At 62.2% G+C, this 14,093-nt stretch carries 12 protein-coding genes, 1 tRNA gene and 1 pseudogene; 10 read left to right on the plus strand and 4 right to left on the minus strand.

Annotated features, from left to right (window positions below; translation table 11 throughout):
• Positions 1 to 210, plus strand: a pseudogene (locus tag Y708_RS26830) (hypothetical protein); the annotation flags it as partial.
• Positions 211 to 297: 87 nt separating this feature from the next.
• On the opposite strand, the gene Y708_RS26835 reads toward Y708_RS26830, so the two are convergent.
• The 3 genes from Y708_RS26835 to Y708_RS0120525 form a co-directional block, all read right to left on the minus strand.
• A complete protein-coding gene (locus Y708_RS26835; protein ID WP_051479239.1) occupies positions 298 to 4,761 on the minus strand; it encodes an ExeM/NucH family extracellular endonuclease in 4,464 nt (1,487 codons plus the stop codon).
• A 529-nt stretch (positions 4,762 to 5,290) separates the two neighbouring features.
• The gene (locus Y708_RS27785) at positions 5,291 to 5,788 is read right to left on the minus strand and encodes a septum formation family protein (protein ID WP_051479240.1); all 498 of its coding nucleotides are present in this window, start codon (positions 5,786 to 5,788) and stop codon (positions 5,291 to 5,293) included.
• A gap of 139 nt (positions 5,789 to 5,927) precedes the next feature.
• A tRNA-Ser gene (locus Y708_RS0120525) sits at positions 5,928 to 6,015 on the minus strand.
• 53 nt (positions 6,016 to 6,068) lie between these two features.
• Here Y708_RS0120525 and Y708_RS0120530 point away from each other — a divergent pair.
• From Y708_RS0120530 to Y708_RS0120570, 9 genes are all read left to right on the plus strand, one after another.
• Positions 6,069 to 7,040, plus strand: a complete 972-nt coding sequence (locus tag Y708_RS0120530; protein WP_028281359.1) for an NAD(P)H-quinone oxidoreductase — start codon at positions 6,069 to 6,071, stop codon at positions 7,038 to 7,040.
• 91 nt (positions 7,041 to 7,131) lie between these two features.
• On the plus strand, positions 7,132 to 7,473 hold the full coding sequence (locus Y708_RS26845; protein ID WP_035777067.1) for a YciI family protein: 342 nt from the start codon (positions 7,132 to 7,134) through the stop codon (positions 7,471 to 7,473).
• 188 nt (positions 7,474 to 7,661) lie between these two features.
• Positions 7,662 to 8,282 carry a PadR family transcriptional regulator gene (locus tag Y708_RS0120540; protein ID WP_028281360.1) on the plus strand — a complete coding sequence of 207 codons (621 nt, stop codon included), beginning with the start codon at positions 7,662 to 7,664 and terminating at the stop codon, positions 8,280 to 8,282.
• The gene (locus tag Y708_RS0120545) at positions 8,279 to 9,001 is read left to right on the plus strand and encodes an ABC transporter ATP-binding protein (protein ID WP_028281361.1); all 723 of its coding nucleotides are present in this window, start codon (positions 8,279 to 8,281) and stop codon (positions 8,999 to 9,001) included. Before Y708_RS0120540 ends, Y708_RS0120545 begins: the two co-directional genes overlap by 4 nt.
• A gap of 158 nt (positions 9,002 to 9,159) precedes the next feature.
• On the plus strand, positions 9,160 to 9,603 hold the full coding sequence (locus Y708_RS0120550; protein ID WP_216699857.1) for a hypothetical protein: 444 nt from the start codon (positions 9,160 to 9,162) through the stop codon (positions 9,601 to 9,603).
• Positions 9,585 to 11,813, plus strand: coding sequence for an FtsX-like permease family protein (locus Y708_RS0120555; protein ID WP_028281363.1), 2,229 nt, complete (start codon positions 9,585 to 9,587; stop codon positions 11,811 to 11,813). The genes Y708_RS0120550 and Y708_RS0120555 overlap by 19 nt, the downstream gene beginning before the upstream one ends.
• 121 nt (positions 11,814 to 11,934) lie before the next feature.
• Positions 11,935 to 12,162 (plus strand): hypothetical protein, encoded by a 228-nt coding sequence (locus tag Y708_RS0120560; RefSeq protein WP_028281364.1) that lies wholly within the window; start codon positions 11,935 to 11,937, stop codon positions 12,160 to 12,162.
• Positions 12,163 to 12,331: 169 nt separating this feature from the next.
• A complete protein-coding gene (locus Y708_RS0120565) occupies positions 12,332 to 12,994 on the plus strand; it encodes a bacterial proteasome activator family protein (RefSeq protein WP_028281365.1) in 663 nt (220 codons plus the stop codon).
• Positions 12,995 to 13,000: 6 nt separating this feature from the next.
• Positions 13,001 to 13,450, plus strand: a complete 450-nt coding sequence (locus tag Y708_RS0120570; RefSeq protein WP_028281366.1) for a hypothetical protein — start codon at positions 13,001 to 13,003, stop codon at positions 13,448 to 13,450.
• Here Y708_RS0120570 and Y708_RS0120575 read toward each other — a convergent pair.
• Complete coding sequence (locus Y708_RS0120575; protein ID WP_155853975.1) at positions 13,447 to 13,659, minus strand: hypothetical protein; 213 nt, start codon at positions 13,657 to 13,659, stop codon at positions 13,447 to 13,449. The two genes, Y708_RS0120570 and Y708_RS0120575, sit on opposite strands and share 4 nt — an antisense overlap.
• Positions 13,660 to 14,093: the final 434 nt, after the last annotated feature.

The raw sequence follows: 14,093 nt of genomic DNA on the forward strand, positions 1-14,093 counted from the left end.
AACTCGGCAGGTTTTGACGTGACAGCCCCGCCGTACCGGCTGATCGGCGCGAATGGGGTGGCACAGAAGAGTCTGTACGTGCTGGGGTTGCAGCTCTCATCGGTGCAGTGGGGGACTGCCATCGCCGCCGAGGCGGGCGCACCGCTGGACGCCGGCGGCAGGACGCTGCGCGACGCGGACGACATCGCGCGCGCGATCCTCACTCTGTGACACGACAATGAAAAGTGCCCTCCCGCGGATACTAGCGGGAGGGCACTTTCTCTATTTACCTCTGTTCACTGCAGCGTGCGGCGGTTGTCACTTTCCGCATTTCGCTTGAGCGCTGCGCTCAAGGCCATATGGTGTCCAGTCGGCGCCAGGTTTGCCGGGCTTGCCTGGCTTACCCGGTTTGCCGGGCTTACCTGGCTTTTCGGGTTTGCCCGGCTTCTCGCATGACGCTGCTTCGGCAGTGACGTAGAGTGTCACGGTGGTCGCCGATTCCTGCGCCACCAGCACAATTCTTCCGGAATCAACCGCGGCTTCAGGAATGGTTACCGTTACTTCTGCCGATCCGTTGGCCACCGGAATGGTTCCCAGATCAGTTTCGGTGCCGTCTTGGTTGACATAGGTTGCGGACAGGCTGGTGTTTGCCGGGCTTCCCAATGAGGTGAGATCCAGCTTCGAAACGCTGAACGATACGTCCTCACCGGCCTGGATGTCCGACGGTGCATCAGTGACGATGACACCGCGGCGGTCGAACGTCGGCGACAACGGGCTGTTCGCCTCGATGTAGTCGAACCAGGCGTCGCGGTCCACCAGACCGGAGTCCAGAGTGTTGGTTCCTTCGGTGAACACAGGGAAATCATCGCCGCCCTGGGCCAGGAAGCTGAAGGTACCCACGCGGTATTCCCGAGCGGGATCCAGCGGTTCGCCGTCGATGGTGACCGATGTGATCCGTTCACCGGAAGCAAGGTCGGGATTGTAGGTGTAGGTCACGTTGTCGGACAGGCCCAGGTTGAGGAACCCGGTCCGTACGCCGCCTTCGCGCGGCCACTGCTGCTCAAGAAGCGTGGTGAACTGCTCACCGGTGAGAGTGGTGGTCCACAGATTGTTCAGGAACGGCAGAACCGCGTTGGCCTCGGCTACCGTGATTTCACCATTTTCGCTGTGGAACAGTTCCGCGCGCAGCCCGCCGGGGTTGGCGACGCCGATCTCGGCCCCGCCACGTTCTTCCGACGCCAGCGATGAAACCAGCGAATCCGCTACCAGGTTGCCCAGCGTCGATTCCGATGTCCGGTCGTCACGGTTTCCACCCACGAATGCGGTGGTGATGTCTTCGGTTACCTCACCAAGGACAACACCTCCGAGTTCGGCGGCTGTAGCGAGAGCCCGGTCCACGATCGTTTTGACCTCGGCAACCCGCGGAAATTCCGACACCAAAGCTGCGTTGTCCGCCGTGGTCCGGGCCACGTTCCGGGCCTCGTAGGCTACAACGTCACCGGTCGCATTGTCGACGGTCAACTCGATCTGGCCGATGAAGGCCCCGTAGGAGCCTGTCTGCACGATCGGGCGGGTGCCTTCTTCGCCGGGGATGGGGGCATCCGAGGCGTAGAACGAGTGGGTGTGTCCGTTGAAGATTGCATCGACCAGAGGAGAGGTCTCCGTAACGATCGACTCAAACGCGCTGCCCGGAACGATTTCCGGAAGAGCACCCTCGTCTTCAGTCGATCCAGCCGCGCCCTCGTGGTACTCGGCGACGATGACATCGGCCAGGCCACCGGCGTCAATCTCCTCGGCCACGCGGTTCACGGCCTCAACCGGATCGCCGAAGTCGAGAGTGGCGATGCCACCCGGGCTCACCAACGTTGACGTCTCCTGGGTCACCGCGCCGATTACGGCAACTTCAATGTCGTCAACGGTGAAGATCTCGTACTCCTGCATCGCAGGTTCCTCAGTGCCGTCGTTGTAGACGTTGGCGCCTAGGTAGGAGAAGTCGGCCAGCGGATCGACCCGATCGGTCAGGTCCGAGAATCCGCCGTCAAATTCGTGGTTACCCACGGCCGACGTACGCAGTTCAAGTGCGTTCAGCACGTCAATGGTGGGCACATCGCCCTGCGACGATGACGCGTAGAGGGAAGCACCGATATTGTCACCAGCTGAGAGGAAGAGAGTTTTCTCCTCACCGGCGGCCACACGCAACTGCTCCACCGTGCCAGCGAACTTCACCGTGTTGGCGTCAATGCGTCCGTGGAAGTCATTGATGTTCAGCAGGTTGATGTTCGTTGTGGTGTCAGGCAGAGCATCGCCTAGGTCGAGTCCAACGATCACCGGATCATGGTCGCTGGACCGGTACTGGTCCGCGGCGTAGAAGTTGGTGGCGTTGTAGTTGAACCTGCTGTACTCCAATGCGATTGACTCCACCGCATTGATGTTCCAGATGTCGGCTCCGGTTACCGTTGCATCCGCCTCGGGGGAGGCAAGGATGTGGTCAAGGGAACCCGCAAGTCCATCAAACACGTATGAGTGCTTGCCGGTTTCGGCTGCCTGGCGGACATAGCCAGCCTCATAGAAGACCTGCATCGGATCTTCCTGGGTGTACGAGTTGAAATCGCCCATCAGGAATAACTTGTCGGTGGCCGCTGCGGTTTCCTGGGCGTCAGCAAACGCTACGAGGGCAGTTGCCTGCTCTACGCGGTCGGCGTTCGACGCTCCCTGCCCGTCGCCCTGATCGGCGTTCTCGCCGCTGCCGGAACCCTTCGATTTGAAGTGGTTCACGATCGCAACAAACTTGCTGGACTCATCGCCCACGGCCTGGAATGCCTGGGCAAGCGGCTTGCGCGCGTTGGAGAACGCGACGTCATCATCCAGAATGACGGAGTCGCCTATGGTCTCCACAGCTGCGGGCTTGTAGATGAATGCGTTGCGGATGACATCCTCGTTGGCAGGAACATCAGCCGGAGAAGGCACAAAAGCCCATGTGCCCGGTGCCTGCTCGTTCAAGGCCGCCGTGAGGGATTCAAGCGCCGCGTCGCGGTTGGGCCCGAATGCTGCCGAGTTCTCAATCTCCTCAAGTGCCACAACGTCAGCGTCGAGGGTGTTGATTGCCGTGACAATCTTCGCTTCTTGACGCTCCAGGCTCACATCGTTCGCTGCGCCGCGGGCATCGCAGCCTCCGCTCACCGTGATGGGGTTGCCCTCACGGTCGTTGAAGTAATCGCAGCCAGTCAGCTCGTCGCCGGTGGTGGAGAAGTAGTTCAACACATTGAAGGAAGCGATCTTTACGTCACCGCCGACGTCGGCAGGGGCAGCAGGACGCTCGCCTGCAAAGGTTGCCGGCTGAACCTCGGCCGAATTCGCCTGCGTCAGCTGGGTGAGCGGCTGGAACTTCCATGCCTCGAATCGGTAATCGAGGATCACCGGGGTGGTGAATGTGGCCGCCGAGTTGACCCGGACGGGGTTGTCCGGGGTGAGGTACGGCAACGGTGTGTTCGCTGCGGCGCCGCGGGTGTAGTCAGCCGACGCGCCGTCGTCGAGCACTATCGAACGCGCAGCGTTGCTAGCGGCAACTGCGGCGTTTTCGGGCGTTGCTGGCGGTGCAACCTCGGTGGGCTGGAGCAGAGCGGTTTCACCTGCAGCAAGCAGGATCTCGCCGAACCGGTTGAGGTCATAGTTGTCCGAAACGGTGTAGTCACCAGCGGGTGCAAGGAGCATGCCCTCGTACTTTTCACGCTCTGCCTCGGTTGTCGGCAGCACAACGCCGAGGGGCTTTGGCGCCTCGACCACATCGGTCAGTGGAGTGAGTCCGCCTTCGACGACGGTGATCTCGGTCAGGCCGAAGAACTCGCTGGCAATGCCGGTCACCTCGACGTAATCGCCGATGGTTACATCGGCCACAGTGTCGGGGGAGAAGACAAAAATGCCGTCAGAGGCTGCCCGGTCCGGGTCGACTCCGGTTTCGCGGGTTTGGAGGTAGTACCCGTCAAATCCGCCGGTTGCGTAGGCGGCAGTGACCACGCCTCGGGTTGTGACGGACTGGTTCGCAAACGGAGTGGTGTCACCGGATCCCTGAATTTCCGCGATGGTTATAGGGGCGCTGGGTACGGGCGGTTCCGGTTCGGGCTCAGGTTCCGGGGTTACTCCCGCGGCATTGGTGGGCGTGACAGTGCCAAGGAGAGAGAAGTCAACGGAGTTGTTATTCGTGTCAACGAAGTCGGTTCGGTTCATTGACCGCGGATCGGAGTTGCTGTCCGGGCTCGTCGCCGCGGCCGTCTCGAACGTATTCGATGTTCCGTAACCCAGCAGGTCTTCGACCAGTGGACTATCCACAATCGAACCGGTGGGCAGATCGGGAATGGAAGCGACCTGGTTTGACAGTATGACGGTACCGTTAGTGCCGCTGGCGTTGAATGACCCGGTGGCATCGCCGTCTGGCGTCGGTTCGCCGACCGCGTTCGCACCTCCATTACCTGGAGCCTGAATCAGGTAATAGCTGTTTGGCTGAATGCTGCCGCTGAGCGGAACGACGCTGGACGTTCCACCATCGCCACTTGCCGAGCGATACTGTACCGACCACCCCGAGAGATCGACAGCCGTGTCAGAGTCGTTGTACAGCTCCACAAACTTGCTGGAAAACACCGCATTGGCGCTACCCGCGTTGAGGTACGCCTCGTTGATAACAACGCCGTTGGGCGCCGCGTAGGCAGGCAGTGCGGCAATCGGCGAGGCAAGCAGCCCCGCTGACATGACCGCGCACAGCGCGCCTTTCCATGACGAACTTTTCATTCGTACTATCTCCTTGATTTTGGCTGGGGTAACAGCCGCGAGTGATTTTTGCCGACGGATCGGATCCGGGGCGTTCCGTGCGAGTGACTTGATGGAATGACGCGGACATTTCGGCCCCGTCGAGCTAAACAGACGCGAGTGAACATCGGGTTACCCAAAGGGAAGGAGCGAGCGGTCCTTAGGGCAAGGCGCTGAATGGCACTTCCCGTTCCGGAGTATTTACCGGAGTTCGCGACCGGCAGAGTGGACCGCCGATACTTCCCGTAGGTCGATGATCAGAGCACGGGTCAGCCTGGCTGATAGGTCATATGGTCCCCGGTGCGCCGAAAGTGTCTGCCGGGACGGCGTCGTTGCCGATCCGGGTGCTTCCCTGCTGTCATACGTAATTACTCCTCGTCGAAGTCCCGTGATGTTGGACAGAGGCGTCCCCGAGATCCACGACAATTTTTGGTGCGAGTGACGTGGAACACATATTGGGTGCCTAGGTCATCTAAACATGAACCGGTTAACAGGAGATAGACCTGGAGAACTATCGGTTGGAGTTTTGGAGACTTTCCGTCGTCGGCGCTTCTGCTGCCTGAGCAATCAGGCAGCTGATTTTCCGGCCGCTCTCGTCTGTCCAGCTGGTTTCCTGGGGGTAAAAATACTGGATGAGGAGCTCAGACTCGTCGTAAGTGATACCTACAAATTTCTCGAACTCGCCACTGCAAAATTCCTGCGCTGCGGCGTCTGCCTCCCGGTCGCCTGGATACTCATCCCCAGGGAGCTCGGTGGTGGCGAAGACCTCGTACTGGTGCTCATCAGCGCACGGCATCATCATAATGGCAGGATCCTCGGCGGTGCCGTTGTCGGTCATGCAATCGCCGACCTCCAGTGCCGAGGCATCCGTCTCGGCGTCTTCGACGACCTGGCCCTCCGCGTCCCGCTCCGGTTCCCCGGCGCCAAACAGTCCGCAACCACTTAGCAGCAGGGCTGTGGTCAAAGCGAGTGCGGCGGCACCAAAGCGCCCCGAATCGACGTTCCTCATTAAACGGACTCCTTGGTCAAGGTGGGCGGTGTGCTCCTCGGGAGGCTACCGGACCACTGCAACCCGCGCCATGTGCCGCGCGGGGTTGTAGTCAGGGGGACACCAAAGGCCCCGGCGCACTGCCGGGGCCTTTTACATGCGGAAGGTAAGAGATTCGAACTCTTGAGACGGGGTTACCGTCCACTGGTTTTCAAGACCAGCTCCTTCGGCCGCTCGGACAACCTTCCCAGACCGATAGTGTTTCATGCTTACAACAGGTTGCACAAAAGGAGGACCCCCCATGAAAGCCGTTGTTATCCGCACCGCCGGTGGGCCGGACGTGTTGGAGGTTGCCGACGTCGCGCCTCCCGTCCTGACCGAAGGTGACGTGCTGATCGATGTGGCCGCCGCCGGACTCAACCGGGCCGATGTTCAACAGCGGCTGGGCCACTATCCGCCGCCGCCCGGCGCGTCCGAGTATCCGGGACTTGAGGTGTCCGGGCGCATTTCCGATCCCGGCTTGTCCGGCTACCAGAAGGGCGACGAGGTGGTCGCACTCCTTGCGGGCGGCGGCTACGCGGAGCAGGTCGCGGTGCCCGTCGGGCAGGTTTTGCCAGTGCCCGACGGCGTCAACCTGGTTTCCGCCGCTGCCCTGCCTGAGGTGGTGGCCACGGTGTATTCAAACCTGTTCCTCACAGCGCAGCTAAAACCGGGCGAGCACCTGCTTATTCACGGTGCGTCCGGGGGTATTGGCACCATGGCCATCCAGCTCGCCCTCGCGTTCGGTGCGCACCCGATCGTCACGGCCGGTTCCACAGCGAAACTGGAACTAGCCGGGGCCCTCGGTGCAGAAACGCTTATCAACTATAGGGAGCAGGACTTCGTTGCTGAAGTCCGCGAGGCTACAGGCGGGCGGGGCGCGGAGGTGATTCTCGACGTCGTCGGCGCCAAGTATTTGGAGCGCAACGTCGAAGCGCTGGCAACCGGCGGTCGGCTGGTCATTATCGGTCTCCAGGGCGGTGCCAGAGCTGAGCTGAACCTGGGCATGCTGATGACCAAGCGGGCTTCGGTCGCGGGCACCACCCTGCGTGGTCGTCCGGTGGAGGAGAAGTCGGCCATTATGGCGGCGGTGCTGGAGAAAGTGTGGCCACTTATCACCAATGGCATAGTGAAGCCGCTGGTGGACCGTACGTTTCCGCTCGCCGAGGCGGCAGCGGCGCACGAGTATTTTGACTCCGGGCAGCACTCTGGGAAAATTCTCCTGACCGTTTGAACTGCCTATACGCTATGCACTTCGCGACGGGTAGCGCACCCATCGGCGAGGATGTATTCCATCCGTGTATTGCGATGAAGGATTCAACACTATGACGAAGTACCTGATCTCGTTCCCGAGCGCCGCCATGGTTTTTCCCGATGAGGAGCTGCAGGCGGTTTCGGATGCGTCGCACGCCGTTGTGCAGGAGGCGAAGGATGCTGGCGTCTGGGTGTTCGGCGGCGGCATCGACGAGAGCGTTCCGCCCGTCATGGTCGATGGTGATGGGACCGTGACCGAGGGTACCTACACGCAGACGAAACAGCTCGAAGGCGGCTACACGGTGCTGGAACTGCCCTCTCGCGAGGCGGCACTGGAATGGGCCGCGAAGATCGCGGCCGCCTGCCGTTGCGCGCAGGAGGTGCGTGCATTCCAGTACGACCCCGCGAGCTGACGGGTCTGGGACTCGTAGCCGCAGGATACGTGCCGGTCGCTATCTGCATTGCATAACGGGTAGAAATCCACTCGAACCCCGCCCTTCAGTTACACCATTAGGAAGACCCGGCGCAGCCAAGCTTCCCAACCACATACCCGGTATGCAACACTTAGCGCGTTAGATACTGAGTATGCAAAGGGGATTACGTGTCCGTTCGCCACAGCCTGTTGGCTCTCTTGCAGGAGCAACCGCGGTACGGCTACCAGCTTCGCGCCGAGTTTGAGCAACGGACGGGCTCAACCTGGCCGCTGAACATTGGGCAGGTGTACACCACGCTGGATCGTCTGGAACGGGACGGTCTGGTGACCAACGACGGCGACGACGGCGACGGCCACGTAATCTACCGGCTCACCAGCAGCGGGGCGGAGGAGGCGCGGAACTGGTTTGCGAAGCCTGTTGCCGCAACCAATCCGCCCCGCAATGAGCTGGCCATTAAGCTGGCGCTCGCTGTCACCCTGCCGGGGGTCGATGTGCAGGCCGTTATCCAGGCTCAGCGGTCGGCTTCCATGCGGTCCCTGCAGGATTACACCAAGGCTCGGCGAACCACTGCTGCCCACGACAGGCCCGAGGACACGGCATGGTTGCTGGTCCTCGATTCCCTGATCTACGGCACGGAAGCCGAAGTGCGCTGGCTGGATCACTGCGAATCGCGGATGCTGCAGCTCAGTACCCAGAACGCCGCCCGGCCCCTAACCCGGAGCGTGGGGGACTCCGCGTTAGGGGCCGAGGCGGACCACATCATTCACAACCATGGGGGTAGGAAATGAGTCAGGTTCTGCAACTCGAAGGCGTCGGGCGGACGTTTGGTGAAGGTGCGACGTCGGTCGCCGCCCTTCGTAACGTGAGCCTCACCATCAATGCGGGGGAGTTCGTGGCGGTCATGGGTCCGTCCGGCTCCGGCAAGTCGTCGTTGCTGGCTCTCGCGGGCGGACTGGACCGGCCGACGTCGGGCGAGATCTTTGTCGAAAGCACACCGCTCAGCCGGCTGACATTGAACGAGCTGGCGCGGTTGCGACGCCGTGCCGTGGGCTATGTCTTTCAGGACTTCAATCTGGTGCCCACGCTGACCGCAGCGGAAAACGTGTCACTTCCGCGTGAGCTCGACGGCGTCCCGGTCCGCAAGGCGCGCCGACAGGCCAAGGATGCCTTGAGAATTGTGGGCATCGAGGCCTTGGCCGATCGTTTCATGGATGAAATGTCCGGCGGCCAGCAGCAGCGCGTGGCGATTGCCCGCGCAATTGTGGGGGACCGGCACCTGATTCTTGCCGACGAACCTACCGGCGCGCTGGATTCAGCAACGGGCGACGAGATCATGGGCGTGCTGCGGCACCGGGCGGACGAGGGGTCCGCCGTCATGCTGGTCACGCATGAGGCACGGCATGCCGCCTGGTCAGACCGGGTGGTTTTCATCCGCGACGGACGGATTGTCGATCAGTCCGAGGCAGCGAATGATCCTGCGTCGCTGCTCGCCCAGAGCGGACTTTAGCGGTGGGGGTTTCAGGCTCTAGCGTTTCGGTTGAGAGAGCGGTCGGAGGACGACGACGTCGCGCGCAGTTGGCGTTTCGGCTCGCCTGGCGCGACATCCTCAAACACAAGGGGCGCAGTGCTCTCATTGTCGCTCTGATCACGCTGCCCGTTTTCGGTATGACTGGTGCAGCCACCCTGGCCGCAAGCACAGTACCTACGGCACAGGAGGCGGTGCGGGCCGAACTTGGCGGCGCTCAGGCGAAACTTCGTTCGGGTATATCCTCAACCGGAATCCAGCACCCAACAAACTGGCAGGAAACCAGGCATGACGGCGGCCCCGTTGACGGCGGCGAGTTCCTCGCGCCGCCGGTGGCTGGTTTTGTGCCCGAAGGGTATGACGTGCTGGTCGGTCTGCAGGGAATGACGTATCTGGACCTGCCCAACCCGGCTCCGGTGAGCGTGTGGTCCCTGGACGTTATGCATCCGGTTTTTGAGGAGCGATTCACTCTGCTTGAGGGACAACCACCGGTCGGAAAAGAACTGCTCGTGAGCCCGGGGGTGCTCCGCGAATTCGGGTTGGAAATTGGCGACGAGCTACTGCGGTGGACGAAGGTTTCCTGATCAGCGGGACGCTGCGCGCGGAGGGCACGTCGGACAACCTTCCGGTCGTGTACACCGCGCCCGGGCACCCACTGCTCGAGGAAGCAAGGGGTGCGGGGTACACCCTGGAAACGTTCATCTACCTGCTCGGCGACGCACCCCTCCTGTGGGAGGACATTCTTGCTCTGAACGAGAACGGGGTCATTGCACTGTCCCGCGCTGTGGTGATGGACCCTCCGCCGGAATCACTCGCAGGGTGGGATGCATGGTCCACGGGTGGTGAGTCGTCGTATGTTTCGATCCTGCTGGTAACGGTGGTGATCGGTGTCTTCGCGTTAGCCGGTATCAGTTTGTTGGCCGGGGCAGCGTTTGCCGTCGGTGTGAAGATACAGCGCAGAACGCTTGCTTTGCTGACGGCCACAGGAACGGAAGGCAGGACGATCAAGAATGTCGTTGCTGCCTCCGGATTGTTGCTCGGGGGTTTCGGAGCCACGCTTGGGCTGCTGCTGGGCGGGGGAGGCGCCGCGCTGACCGTGTCGGTCACGAGGGATCTGGGATACGCGGCTTTTTGGGGCGTTCACCTTAATATCTGGATCCTCCTTGGTCTCGCAGGCATGGGGCTTATCGCAGCGCTGATCTCCGCCTGGGCGCCCGGAAGGACCGTGGCCCGGCAGAACGCGTACGCAGCGCTCAAGAGCGCGTCCGTCGCGCCACCTGCGTCACGCAAGGTCTTCGTCGCGGGTCTGATCACTATCGTTCTGGCCCTTCTTTCCGGCGCCGCGGGAGTCGCCCTTGGCACCTCCAGCCAGGAGCCGGACGTGTATCCGCGGCTGGCTCCGTGGTTTGTTGGCCTGATTGGCGTGGGAGCGTTGCTCCTTTTGGTCGGAACAACACTGCTGCTCGGCAAGGTGGTGGACGCCTGCTCCCGGCTTGCGCAGCGGCTTCCGCCGGCCGGACGCATGGCAGCCCGCGATGGCGCCCGCAACCGCAGCCGGAGCGTCCCGGCGATTGCCGCCGTGCTCGCCACCACGGCGCTGGCCTCACTGGGGGTCACCACTGCGGCGGTTGTCATGGATTACTCCGAGCGCAACCATTACTGGTCCGGCCCTGATCAGACTCTTGCCATCGCGCTGACACCGGCACTGACCGGTCCTCCGCCGGAGGGTGAGCCCGCCGAACCCGAGCAGCTTGACCCCGCCAAAGTAGAGACGCTGGTCGAAAGCAAGTTCAATGAGGCGCTGAACGGCGTGGTTCTTGGTGCCCTTGATCTCGAGTGCGGCGTCTCCGGTTGTGGACTGCTTGAGGCGGTTGTACCTGAGGAGAATGCCTGTCCAAGAACGCAACAGGGCAACGTGGTTGACGCCAAGGACTGGCGCTGCGAATCCGAAGTGTCCAGCTCCAACCAGCCCGCGCTGGCTGTCGGTGGGGAGAATGAACTCGGAATGCTCCTCGGGCGCGAGCCGTCACCTGAAGCAGTTCAGGCGTTGAATGACGGGCAGTTGGTTGCCCTCGCGCGGCCCATTGTCCAAGACGGCTCTGCGAACTTCAGGATCACGCGCTACACGGTGGCCACAGCGCCGGGATCAGGATCGGAAGGTGAGCTTGGCACCGTCCGTACCCTTGAATTCGATGCCTTTACGGAGCCTTCCAACTGGCCCATTGGAACGGTCGGGATCATTTCGCCGGCAACAGCAGAAGCCATGGAATTGCCATTCCAGGACAACACCCTCCTGCTGCAGATGCCTGTGCGTCCGGACTGGCAGTTGGTCAACAACCTCCAGCCGGCCCTCAACGAGTTGGCGGAAGGCGACTTCGTCATGGCAATGGGAGAGCCCGGCATTGACCCTGGACAAAAGCTTGTGCTGTGGGCGATCGCTGGTGCAGGCGTTCTGCTGGCCCTGATGTCGGTTGCCATTGCTACCGGGCTGGCCGTGACCGATGCCAGATCCGATCAGGCAACCCTCGCCAGCATCGGTGCGGACCCGCGTTTCCGAAAGACACTCGCTGCCATGCAGGCAGGGTTCACTGCTGTCATCGGCGGACTAATCGGTGCCGTGGTGGGTGTGCTGCCGGTGCTTGCCGGCACGAGTGTGACCAGGGATTTCCTGTTGGTGGTCCCGTGGCTGCCACTTGCGGCACTGCTGACTGCAACTCCTCTGATCGGCATGGCCGCCGCCTGGCTTTTCACGCGGGCGAAGCTCCAGATGACCCGTCGCGCCTTACTCCAATAGTTCTGTAACTTGGGTGGATCGAACACTGGCAGCCATCCCGCCGCCGTCGAACATAAGCCTGCTTTGGACAATGGCAGGATTGGTGTAATGCTAAAGCTCTTTCCGTTCCAAGGAGGACATCATGGCCAAGCACAGGGCAGACGGCGAGCCAGACAACAAGCCGGGAGAGACGGGTCTGGACAAGGCCGCCGACAACTGGGCGGAGAATATGGCCGATCAGGTGCCTGACGGCGTCGGGAATAATCCCCGGGACACTGCAGGCGACAGCCCGGATCCACGAACCAAGACCCACTCAAGCCTGAGTGAAGGATCCAATGCGAACGACGGCGGGGACAATCCAGGGCGTTAGGGCTTCGGCGTCCTTCACCTTGGCGGCAGGTCTGCCCACTCATGGGTGAGGTTCATCAGGCATAGGTGGATATGCGCAGTGAATACAGCCGTTGGGTGGGCAGAACTGGCGGGCAAAGGGGTGTTACACCCCACATCGACTCCGCAGACAACCGTGAGAGCATAAACCTATGAGCGAACAGCACCCGCACCTCACCCCTGAGGACGCCGCGAAGGAACACCTCGGCAGCCCGGTGCTTCTCGGCAAACTGGACGCGGGTCGTGGCTTGCCGGAAGAGAACGACGACAGCGCGGGCACCTTGCCGGCACGCTCAACCAGGCCCGGGAAGCCGGGCAAGCCCGCGAGTCTGACGGAGTTGGTGGACGAACCGGCAAAGGTCATGCGCATTGGCACCATGCTCAAGCAGCTCCTGGAAGAAGTGCGCAGCGCACCTCTGGATGATGCCGGCCGCACCCGCCTTGCCGAAATCCACGCACGTTCCGTCCGGGAACTTGAGGACGGGCTGGCCCCGGAACTTGTGGATGAGCTGCACCGGATCAACCTGCCGTTCACCGAGAACTCCGTTCCCACCGACGCCGAACTGCGCGTTGCCCAGGCGCAGCTCGTGGGCTGGCTCGAGGGACTCTTCCACGGAATTCAGACCGCGCTCGCCGCCCAGCAGATGACAAACCAGCAGCTTGCCGCGCAGTTGCAGCTCAAGCAACTTCCGCCGGGAACGGTCATTGGCCCCGGTGTGGTTGTGGGCGAAGACGGCGAACCTAAGCGTGCGCCCGGCGCTGGCGCGGCTCCACAGCCCGCGCAGGAACCGCGCACTCCCGGTCAGTACCTCTAAGCACCGATGGCACTTTTTGCGGCGGCCCGGCAGGGTCGCAGGGATGACGCCGAGCTTGGCACCGGTGTTTGGCGGCGCGCACACGACCGGTTCCGCCGCGGCCTTGACCGCTACCATCAGATCCTCGAGGGCGTGGAAGACGACGGCGTCTATAACGAACTCACAATCCTCGCCAATGAACTGGGAGAGCTTCTCCCCCGGGTCCGGATGGTCTGCGTGAAGGCGCAATTACAATCACCGAGCGGCGGCATGGACATCCCGGGTGCGCTGCTTCAGGTCCACCGCACCCTCTCGCGCGCTGGCAACGCTCTGGCCACTACGGCCGAGGCAGCGGCCATGGCGCGGCTCGACGGCGAACGCTGGGGGGTGGCGTCGGCCGGCCTCGACAACGTGAAGCGCCGGGTAGAGGTTGTAGCCGAGGATGTGGCTGAGGCTGAACGGCTGCTGGAGGGCTAGAACTTCAGCAGCGTCGATTCGGGTTCCACCGAGATCTCAATGACGGGCATGCTCTGTCCGCCACAGGTCATTTCCCGGTCTGAAAACTCGCCGCCAGCGTGGACGTAGGGGAGAGGGAACCCCGAAATCACGTAGGGATAGCCGGCCTCCCAGCGGGAGTTTTCCAGCGGCAACACCACGGCGGAAACCACCAACGCAACAAGCGCCACGAACGCGACGCTGGCCGCAGCCAACCGCGCGAAACGCAGGGAAGGCGCCGTCGTCGTCGTTCCGTGCCGGGTCGGTCTCCGAGAGGATCCGGTCGATGTTCATGGTGTCTCTCCCCCGCTGGGCAGGCGTTTGGTGAGTACTTTGCGGGCACGGTGCAACCGCACGCGTGTCGCTCCTGGGGGTGCAGCCCAGAAGCCGGTGTGTCTCAGTAAAAAGCCGCTCGCGGTGTGGCCCGCTCATCGCCGGCTCCATCGGTGTCCCACTTGGCGCGGTTTGTGTGCCCATACCTGGTAAATGTCCGGGTGGGTGGTCCCGTGTTACAGGTCCCTTGAAATAATTCCTCCAGCCCTACGTGTCAGGGTTGGGTGAGGCCAGTACTTCGTAGCAACTTCGTCTAATTCGTAGGGCGAGAACCAGGATCACCACTAATGTC

Origin of the sequence: Arthrobacter sp. H5 (assembly GCF_000520595.1) — a bacterium.
Lineage (GTDB): Bacteria > Actinomycetota > Actinomycetes > Actinomycetales > Micrococcaceae > Arthrobacter_D.

Excerpts from the sequence above, each read along its gene's own strand:
- Y708_RS26835 (WP_051479239.1), bottom strand. The coding sequence starts at position 4,761 with ATGAAAAGTTCGTCATGGAAAGGCGCGCTGTGCGCGGTCATGTCAGCG.
- Y708_RS27785 (WP_051479240.1), bottom strand. The coding sequence starts at position 5,788 with ATGAGGAACGTCGATTCGGGGCGCTTTGGTGCCGCCGCACTCGCTTTG.
- Y708_RS0120530 (WP_028281359.1), top strand. The coding sequence starts at position 6,069 with ATGAAAGCCGTTGTTATCCGCACCGCCGGTGGGCCGGACGTGTTGGAG.
- Y708_RS26845 (WP_035777067.1), top strand. The coding sequence starts at position 7,132 with ATGACGAAGTACCTGATCTCGTTCCCGAGCGCCGCCATGGTTTTTCCC.
- Y708_RS0120545 (WP_028281361.1), top strand. The coding sequence starts at position 8,279 with ATGAGTCAGGTTCTGCAACTCGAAGGCGTCGGGCGGACGTTTGGTGAA.
- Y708_RS0120550 (WP_216699857.1), top strand. The coding sequence starts at position 9,160 with ATGACTGGTGCAGCCACCCTGGCCGCAAGCACAGTACCTACGGCACAG.
- Y708_RS0120560 (WP_028281364.1), top strand. The coding sequence starts at position 11,935 with ATGGCCAAGCACAGGGCAGACGGCGAGCCAGACAACAAGCCGGGAGAG.
- Y708_RS0120565 (WP_028281365.1), top strand. The coding sequence starts at position 12,332 with ATGAGCGAACAGCACCCGCACCTCACCCCTGAGGACGCCGCGAAGGAA.
- Y708_RS0120570 (WP_028281366.1), top strand. The coding sequence starts at position 13,001 with ATGGCACTTTTTGCGGCGGCCCGGCAGGGTCGCAGGGATGACGCCGAG.